8 protein-coding genes and 1 pseudogene are annotated in these 8124 nt (G+C 71.2%); 6 read left to right on the forward strand and 3 right to left on the reverse strand.

From position 1 onward, the window contains the following. A partial coding sequence (locus G552_RS0112715; RefSeq protein WP_027883365.1) for an IS5 family transposase occupies nucleotides 1–318 on the forward strand: 318 nt, incomplete at its 5' end. A 6-nt stretch (nucleotides 319–324) separates the two neighbouring features. Here G552_RS0112715 and G552_RS0112720 read toward each other — a convergent pair. Beyond that, on the reverse strand, nucleotides 325–678 hold the full coding sequence (locus G552_RS0112720) for a DUF4383 domain-containing protein (RefSeq protein ID WP_027883366.1): 354 nt from the start codon (nucleotides 676–678) through the stop codon (nucleotides 325–327). Nucleotides 679–874: 196 nt separating this feature from the next. On the opposite strand from G552_RS0112720, the gene G552_RS0112725 reads away from it, so the two are divergent. The 5 genes from G552_RS0112725 to G552_RS15890 all read left to right on the forward strand — a co-directional run bounded on the left by G552_RS0112725 (nucleotide 875) and on the right by G552_RS15890 (nucleotide 7124). Continuing rightward, nucleotides 875–3028, forward strand: coding sequence for a heavy metal translocating P-type ATPase (locus G552_RS0112725; RefSeq protein ID WP_027883367.1), 2154 nt, complete (start codon nucleotides 875–877; stop codon nucleotides 3026–3028). Between the two features lie 41 nt (nucleotides 3029–3069). Next, the gene (locus G552_RS0112730) at nucleotides 3070–3441 is read left to right on the forward strand and encodes an ArsR/SmtB family transcription factor (RefSeq protein WP_027883368.1); all 372 of its coding nucleotides are present in this window, start codon (nucleotides 3070–3072) and stop codon (nucleotides 3439–3441) included. Between the two features lie 66 nt (nucleotides 3442–3507). Next, nucleotides 3508–4116, forward strand: coding sequence for a lysophospholipid acyltransferase family protein (locus G552_RS0112735; protein WP_051195809.1), 609 nt, complete (start codon nucleotides 3508–3510; stop codon nucleotides 4114–4116). Then, complete coding sequence (locus G552_RS0112740; protein ID WP_027883370.1) at nucleotides 4113–5162, forward strand: glycosyltransferase family 2 protein; 1050 nt, start codon at nucleotides 4113–4115, stop codon at nucleotides 5160–5162. Before G552_RS0112735 ends, G552_RS0112740 begins: the two co-directional genes overlap by 4 nt. A gap of 84 nt (nucleotides 5163–5246) precedes the next feature. Beyond that, nucleotides 5247–7124 (forward strand): PAS domain-containing sensor histidine kinase, encoded by a 1878-nt coding sequence (locus G552_RS15890; RefSeq protein WP_051195810.1) that lies wholly within the window; start codon nucleotides 5247–5249, stop codon nucleotides 7122–7124. Nucleotides 7125–7127: 3 nt separating this feature from the next. On the opposite strand, the gene G552_RS15505 is transcribed toward G552_RS15890, so the two are convergent. Beyond that, the gene (locus G552_RS15505; protein ID WP_051195811.1) at nucleotides 7128–7553 is read right to left on the reverse strand and encodes a response regulator transcription factor; all 426 of its coding nucleotides are present in this window, start codon (nucleotides 7551–7553) and stop codon (nucleotides 7128–7130) included. A gap of 314 nt (nucleotides 7554–7867) precedes the next feature. Continuing rightward, nucleotides 7868–8124 (reverse strand): annotated as a pseudogene (locus tag G552_RS0112755) (IS701 family transposase); the annotation flags it as partial.

Genomic DNA, 8124 nt, shown 5'->3' on the forward strand with positions numbered 1-8124 from the left:
CAGGCCGTGCAGCAGGCCACCCAGCAAAACGTCGAGCTGGCTTACGTGGATGCGGGCTACACCGGCGAGCGAGCCCGACAGGATGCTCAGGCGCAAGGTATCCACCTGGAAGTGGTCAAACTGCCCCAGGTCAGGAAGGGCTTCGTATTGCTACCCAGAAGGTGGGTGGTAGAGCGTTCGTTCGGCTGGGTGGCGAGGTTCCGACGGCTCGCCAGGGATTACGAACGTCTGCCACAAACCTTGGCGGGCCTGCACTTCCTGGCTTTCGCCATCCTGCTCCTGTCCCGTTTCGTCAATCTCATGTCCCAATGTGCCTAACACCCTCTAGGCTTTCGCGGGTTCCCGTACCATGAAGCCCACGTAGCCCAACACTACTCCTAGCACCAGGTGCAGGAAGTGGTCTGCCATGTTGGTGTTGAGCAGGCTGTTCATGAAGCCGGAAGCGATGAAACCCAGCACTGTCACCACCAGGTAGACGATGCCGAAGATCTGGTTGTAACTCCTGGACCAGCCGCTGTAGCTGGCCCAAAGGCCGAGCAACCCGCTCACCAGATGCACGATGTTGTGCAAAGCGTTGATCCCAAAGCCAAGGAGGCTGGAGCCGCTGAAGAAGCCTACCAGCCCTACCACTGTCAGCACTGCACCGATAACGCGTGCTACTAGGGTTTGCGTGCCCATGATGCACCTCCTTTCCTCTGTTTTACTTTCACTTTTTACATTAGGCTACAAAATGACAAGCTCCTAGTACACAATTGCGCTTTGATCCTCGAGGGCAGCGATAAATATTTGACCAAATGCTCATATATTGCTATACTCTACTTATAGATGAGTGGATGCTCATATGTTGAGTTTCCTCTCTCAATAAGGGAAAGCCATGGCCACGTATTCCTCAAAGTCCTCCACACCTGAGTATTGCTACCGGGTAGAGGGTATGGACTGCGCCGAGTGTGCTAGCAAAATCGAGACCGTTATTGGCAAGACCCCCGGGGCTAGCAATCCGCGGGCAGTGTTTGCTACCCAGACCCTCAGGTTCCACCTGGATGAGTCGGTTACGCCGAGGGAGCAAGTAGAAGCTAGCCTCCGGTCGCTCGGCTACCAGCCAACCCTGCAAAGCGCCCCTGGGGAAGGGCAGGCTGCGGGGCTCGAGCACGGTGATACCCACCGGCCCTGGCACACTACCCGCCAAGGGCGCGGGGTGCTCCTCAGCGGGGCCCTGCTGGCGGCGGCCTTCGCCTTCGGCTTCCTCGAGCCCCGCCTTGCGCACTGGGGCTACGTCACCGCCACGCTAGTCGGGGTCTGGCCGCTGGCCCGCAAGGCCTGGGCGGGGGTAAGGCTGGGCAACCCCTTCGGCATCAACACCCTGGTCACCATCGCTGCCATCGGCGCGGTCGTGATCGGCGAGGCCCCCGAGGCCGCGGTGGTGGTGTTCCTGTTTGCGGTGGGCGAGCTGCTGGAAGGCATCGCCGCCGGAAGGGCCAGAGCAGGGATCAAAGCCCTGGCCGCCTTGGCCCCCAAGACCGCCTTCCTCCTCGAGGGGGAAGGGGAGGACATCCGTACCCGCGAGGTCCCCGCCAGTAGCCTGCGGGTCGGGCAGGTGGTGCAGGTGCGCCCGGGCGGGCGGGTCCCCGCCGACGGCACCATCCTGAGCGGGTTCTCGGCCCTGGACGACTCGCCGGTGACCGGAGAATCGGTGCCGGTCAGCAAGGGCCCCGGTGACCGCGTGTTTGCTGGCTCCATCAACACCGACGGGGTGCTCACCGTGCGGGTGGACAAGGACCCCTCCGACAACACCATTGCCCGCATCATCCACCTCGTCGAGGAGGCCCAGGGGTCCAAAGCCCCCACCGCCCGCTTCATCGACCGCTTCAGCCGCTACTACACCCCTGGGGTCCTGGCGATCGCGACCTTGATCGCGGTGGTGCCCCCCCTGTTCCTGGGCGGAGCCTGGCACGAGTGGCTCTACAAGGCGCTGGCGCTATTGCTCATCGGCTGCCCCTGCGCGCTGGTGCTCTCGGTGCCGGCGGCCATCACCTCGGCCATCTCGGCGGGGGCGCGGCGGGGCCTGCTGATCAAGGGGGGCGCGGTGCTGGAGACCCTCGCCCGCGTCCGCACCGTCGCCTTCGACAAGACCGGCACCCTCACCGAGGGGCGGCCCCGGGTGACCGATGTGGTTGCTCTGGAAGGCTCCGAGGCCGAACTGCTGGGCCTCGCCGCTGCGGTCGAACAGGGCTCCTCCCACCCCCTGGCCAAAGCCATCGTGGAGAAGGCCGACGAGGTGGGGGCCACGCTGCCCCCTTCCAGCGACCAGCAGGCCGTCCAGGGCAAGGGGGCACAAGCCATGGTGCAGGGCCGAACCCTGGTGGTCGGCTCGCCCAGGTACGCAGCCGAACTCGCTCCCCTGGCCGCAGAGGTAGCCGGGCAGATCGAGGCGATGGAACTCCAGGGCAAGACCGTGGTGGTGCTGCTGAACCCGCCCACCCCGCTGGGCCTCATCGCCCTGCGGGACGAGCCGCGGCCCGACGCCCGCGAGGCGCTGGCCCGGCTGGAGGGCCTGGGGGTGCGCTGCGTGATGCTCACCGGCGACAACGCCCGCACGGGCAGGGCCGTCGCCGAGGGGCTGGGCCTGGAGGTGCGGGCCGAGCTGATGCCCGAGGACAAGCTCCGCGCCGTGGGCGAGCTGGGGCAGGGCGGCCCCGTGGCGATGGTGGGCGACGGCATCAACGACGCGCCCGCCCTGGCCCGGGCCGACGTGGGCATCGCCATGGGAGGGGGCACCGACGTGGCCCTCGAGACCGCCGACGCCGCCGTGCTGCGGGGCTCGGTGCGGGGGGTAGCCGAGCTGGTGCGGCTGTCGCGGGGCACGATGCGGGTCGTGGCGCAGAACATCGCCTTCGCGCTGGGCCTGAAGGCGGTGTTCCTGGCCACCACGCTGCTGGGCATCACCGGTTTGTGGCCCGCCGTCCTGGCCGACACCGGGGCCACCGCGCTGGTCACGCTGAACTCGCTGCGGCTGCTGCGCTTCCGCTAGCCGCCCGCGGCCTGTGGCATACTCGAGACGAGGTTATCGCGATGCCGACCGCTTTAGACCGAGCCGCCGCCTGCGAGGAGCGGGGCATCCACCCCGAAGCCCTCGAGAAGGCCCGCCGGGCCGTGCCCGACGAGGCGCGCGTGGCGCGGGCGAGCAGCCTGCTCAAGGCGGTGAGCGACCCCACCCGGCTGCGCATCCTGGCCGCGCTGGCCGCGACCGAGCTGTGCGTGTGTGACCTCGCCGCCCTCACCGGCACCAGCGAGTCGGCGGTGAGCCATCAGCTTCGGCTGTTACGAGAGGAGCGCTTGGTGACTTTTCGCAAGGAGGGGCGTTTGGCCTACTATCGCCTGATGGACCACCATGTCACCGAGCTCATCCGCAGCGCGCTCGAGCACGCCCAGGAGCCCGGCTGAGGCGGCCCCGCTGCGATGGTCTGAAGACATGAGGGAGGACCGCCCCTGCGCCCCGTCCTGCGGGGGATGGTCTACTCGAGCCTGCGGCGGCTGCGCGGGGTCTACCTGCGCGGCGAGCTGCCCGGCGGGCCGCTGGTACTGGCGGCCAACCACCACAGCTTCTTCGACGGCTACCTGGCCTATGCCCTCCTGCAGGCCCACCGCCGCCCGGGCCGGCTCATGATCGCGCGGGAGAACCTCGAGGCCTTCCCCCTCCTGCGCCTGCTGGGGGCACTGGGCACCCACGAGCTGCGCCCGGCCCTGCACGCCCTGCGGAAAGGGGAGAGCCTGGCCCTCTTCCCCGAGGGGGCGCTGCGCCCGCAGGGCGGGCTGGGGCCGCTGGAGCGGGGGGCCGCCTACTTCGCCGCGCGGGCCGGGGTGCCGCTGGTGCCCCTGGCCCTGCGGGTCTACGTGCGCGGCTGGGAGCACCCCGAGGCCTACCTGCTGCTGGGGCCGCCCGTGGAGCCCGCCACCGCCGCGCTCGAGGCCGGCCTCTCCCGCGCCCTGGCCGAACTCGACGCCCTCCACGCCCGCACCCACCCCCGCGAGACCCTGCCCGGCTTCCGGACCCTCCTGCGCGGCGCCCGCGGCGTGGACGAGCGCATGGCCCGCCTCAGCCGCCTCTTCCGCCCATGAGCTGGTTCTGGCAGGGGGTCTTGCTGCTGCTGGCGCTGCGGCTCTTGGTGGCGCTGCTCAACGCCTTCGCCTTCCCGGTGCTGCGCCCGGGCCGGGCCCCCGCCCCGCCCGCCGTCTCCCTGCTGGTCCCCGCGCGCGACGAGGCCGCCAACCTGCCCCACGCCCTGCCCGGCCTCCTGCGCCAGGGGGCGCTCGAGGTCGTCGTCCTCGACGACGAGTCCCGAGACAGCACCCCCGCTTTGGTCGAGGCCTTCGCCGCGCGGTGCCCCGGGCTGCGCCTGGTCCGGGGCGAGCCCCTGCCCCCCGGCTGGGTGGGCAAGAACTGGGCCTGCCACCAGCTCGCCCAGGCCGCCCGCGGCGAGGTGCTGGTCTTCACCGACGCCGACGTGCGCTGGGAGGAGGGGGCGCTGGCGGCGCTGCTGGGGCGCTACCGGGGCGGCCTGCTGTCGGCGATGCCGCGCCAGAGGACGGGGGGCGTGCTCGAGGCCGCCGTGGTGCCCTTCGTGGTCGACGGCCTGCTCTCCTTCTTCCCCCACCCCCTGCTGCGCCTGCCCTTCGCCTGGGCGGGTGCGAGCAACGGCCAGGTGCTCGCCCTGCGCCGGGAGGACTACCTCGCCCTGGGCGGCCACGCCTCGGTGAAGGGGTCGCTGCTGGAGGACGTGGCCCTGGCCCGCCGCGCCAAGGCCCGGGGGATGCGGCTCGACCTGGTGCTGGGCGGGCCGCTGCTGTCGGTGCGGATGTACCGCGGCTACCTCGAGGCGGTCGAGGGCTTCGGCAAGAACTTCCTGCCCCTGCACGGCAGCCGCGCCGTGCTGCTGGCCTCGGCCTTCTACCACCTCTCTGCCTACACCCTCCCCTGGCTGCTGGGCCAACCTTTGCTGGGGCTGGTGGGGGTGCTCGAGCGCCTGCTGGTCCAGGCCAAGGCCGGGGGCCCGCTGGCCTACGCCCTCCTCACCCCCCTGGCCCCCGTCCTGCTCCTGCCGGTGTACGCGCGGGCGCTGTGGGGGCCGCGGCGCTGGAAGGGGCGCGTCTACCCCGGGCCGTGACGGCCGGGCTCGCGCGCCGCCTCAGGCCATACTCAGCTCGAGCCCCTAAGGTACTCGCCGGTACCCTGACGGTGCGCCCCTAGCATGGACCCCCTCCGCCCGAAGCTGCCGCCCGCCCTCGAGGGCCTGGGCCTGGTGCAGGTGTGCGAGCTGATCCCCCACCCGGCCTACCTGGCCGACGCTGAGGGGCGGGTGCTCTACGTCAACCGCCGCTGGAGCGCCTACACCGGCCTGCCCTTCACCGAGTCGCTGGAGCTGCGCGGCGGCGAGGCCCTCCACCCCGACGACCGCGAGGCGGTCTACGCGGCCTACCTGCGCGCGGTGGACCGGCAGACCCCCTTCGAGCACCGCCACCGGCTGCGCCGCAGGGACGGCGAGTACTGCTGGGGCCTCTCCCGCGCCGAGCCGGTCCACGTGGACGGGCGGGTGGTGGCGTGGGTGGGCACCTTCACCGGGCTCGACCCCGACGCCGGCGCGCTGGCCCCCGCACGGGCCCTGCCGGGGGTGGCCGAGGTCCTCGACTCGCTGGAGGCCCAGGTCGTCGTGCTCGACGCGGAAGGCCGGGTCGTGGCGGTCAACCGCGCCTGGCGGGAGTTCGCCGGGGCGGGCGGGGAGGGTTGCCTGGGGCGCGACTACCTCGAGGTCTGCGCGCGGGCCAACGGGCTCGACGCCGAGGGGGTGGCGCAGGTGGCCGCCCACGTGCGGGCGGTGCTGGGCGGCGGGAGCGGCCCCTTCCGGCTGGAGTACCCCTGCCCCACCTCCCGCGGGGAGCGCTGGCTGGCCCTGACGGTGAGGCCCCTGGCCGGGGGCCACAGGGGGGCGGTGGTGCTTTTGGAGGACGTCACCGGCTACCGGCAGGCCGAGGCCGCCTCGGCGCACCTCGCCGCCATCGTCACCTCCTCCACCGACGCCATCGCCAGCAAGACGCTGGAGGGCATCGTCACGAGCTGGAACGCCAGCGCGGAGCGGATCCTCGGCTACAGCGCTCGGGAGATGGTCGGGCAGTCCATCCGCCGGATCATCCCCCCCGAGCGGCAGCACGAGGAGGACATGATCCTCGCCCGCATCCGCGCGGGGGAGCGGGTGGAGCACTACGAGACGGTGCGCCTGACCAAGGACGGGCGGCGCATCGACATCTCGCTCACCGTCTCCCCGGTCCGCGACGCCAGCGGGCGGATCATCGGGGCCTCCAAGGTCGCGCGCGACATCACCGAGCGCAAGCGGGCCGAGCAGGCCCTGCGGGAGAGCGAGGAGCGCTACCGCGAGCTCTCGGAGGCCCAGAAGCGCTTCGTCAACGACGCCGCCCACGAGCTGCGCGCGCCCCTGACCGCCATCGTGGGCAACCTCCAGCTCCTGGCCCGCTTCAAGAACATGAGGAAGGCCGACCGCGAGGAGGCGCTGGCCGAGGTGACGCGCGAGGCCGCCCGCCTGTCGCGCCTGGTCAACGACATGCTGGCGCTGGCCCGCGGCGACGCCGGGCTGCGGCTGCGGCTGGGGCCCGTGCGCCTCGACGAGGTGCTCCGGGAGGCCTTCGCCACCGCGAGGGTGCTGGGCAAGGACCACCGGATGGAGCGGGGGCACCTGCCGGAGGCGTGGGTGACCGGCGACGCCGACCGGCTCAAGCAGCTCGCGCTGCAACTGCTGGAGAACGCCGTGAAGTACACCCCGGCGGGCGGGACGGTGCGGCTGGAGCTGGACCTGGGGGAGGGCTACGCCGAGCTGCGGGTGCGGGACACCGGCATCGGCATCGCCCCCGAGGACCTGCCCCACGTCTTCGAGCGCTTCTACCGCGCCGACCGGGCCCGCAGCCGGGCCGTCGGGGGCAGCGGGCTGGGCCTGTCGATCGCCCAGTGGATCGCCGAGCAGCACGGCGGGGGGATCCGCCTCGAGAGCGAGGTCGGCAAGGGCACGGTCGCCGTGGTGCGGCTGCCGCTCGCCCCGGACGCCCCCCGCGACCGCTGAGGCTCAGTCGGAGGAGGTCTCGCTGCCCGGGCCCTCCTCGTACGCCGCGTGGGCGCCCCCTCCGCCGGCCAGGGCCGCCCCGAGGAGCCCGCTCACGACCTCCACGAGCTCGCCGATCCGCACCGGCTTGGTCAGGTAGGCGCTCACGCCGGGGAGCTCGCCGGGGAGGCTCTCGGCCTCGTCCTTGGCGCTGATCACCAGCACGGGCAGCGCCAGGCGCCGGGCCCGCAGCCGCTGCAGCACGGCCGCCCCGTCGAGGCCGGGCAGCATCAGGTCCAGGATCAACAGGTCGGGGGGGCCCGCCTCCAGGCGCAGCAGGCACTCCTCGCCCGAGCCCACCACCTCCACCGAGCACCCCAGCAGCTCGAGGAGCCGCCGCATCAGGCGCTGAATCGAAGGGTCGTCGTCAACCACGAGGACACGCTTCATGGGGTCTGCCTTCCGGGCCCTGGACGCAGCAGGGCCAGTCAGGAACGGCTAATGTGCCCCCTGTCAGCGCGAATGTTACGAAAGGTCTTGGTTGGGGTAGTCGCTCGAGAGCGGTTGCTCCTGGCTCCATCATACCCCAGCCCGCACCCCGCGCCCTCGGGGTCGCCGCAGACGGTGAGGAAGGGCAGTGGCAGCGCGGGCTTGCGGTCCTCGAGAGGCTTTGGCACGCCCAGCCGGTCGGGGCCAGAGGGTAATCGGGGACCACCACCCCGCCCCCTGGCCGCCTCGCCCGGGTGGTGTATATTCTGTAGGACTTACGCAGTTGGCTGAAGGATGTGGAGGGGATGGGCGAGATAACTTCGTATTGCCTCGCGAACAATGGACGCCTTGGCCTCGTACCAGCTCACCCCCCTGCGCAGCCGGTAGACCTCCAGCCGGAGGAAGGCCCGCAAAGCCAGGAGGAGGTGCCGCAGGATGGAGACCGCCTTCCTCACCTGGGCCCGCTCCACCCCACAGCACTGCTTGAGCCCCCGATGGTACACTTCGATCCCCCATCCTTGCCGCTCTAACT

Origin of the sequence: Meiothermus rufus DSM 22234, assembly GCF_000423425.1 — a bacterium.
Taxonomy (GTDB): Bacteria; Deinococcota; Deinococci; order Deinococcales; family Thermaceae; genus Meiothermus; species Meiothermus rufus.

Coding starts and splice junctions, on each gene's coding strand:
- G552_RS15505 (WP_051195811.1), bottom strand. CDS start 7,553: ATGAAGCGTGTCCTCGTGGTTGACGACGACCCTTCGATTCAGCGCCTG.
- G552_RS15890 (WP_051195810.1), top strand. CDS start 5,247: ATGGACCCCCTCCGCCCGAAGCTGCCGCCCGCCCTCGAGGGCCTGGGC.
- G552_RS0112730 (WP_027883368.1), top strand. CDS start 3,070: ATGCCGACCGCTTTAGACCGAGCCGCCGCCTGCGAGGAGCGGGGCATC.
- G552_RS0112735 (WP_051195809.1), top strand. CDS start 3,508: ATGGTCTACTCGAGCCTGCGGCGGCTGCGCGGGGTCTACCTGCGCGGC.
- G552_RS0112720 (WP_027883366.1), bottom strand. CDS start 678: ATGGGCACGCAAACCCTAGTAGCACGCGTTATCGGTGCAGTGCTGACA.
- G552_RS0112725 (WP_027883367.1), top strand. CDS start 875: ATGGCCACGTATTCCTCAAAGTCCTCCACACCTGAGTATTGCTACCGG.
- G552_RS0112740 (WP_027883370.1), top strand. CDS start 4,113: ATGAGCTGGTTCTGGCAGGGGGTCTTGCTGCTGCTGGCGCTGCGGCTC.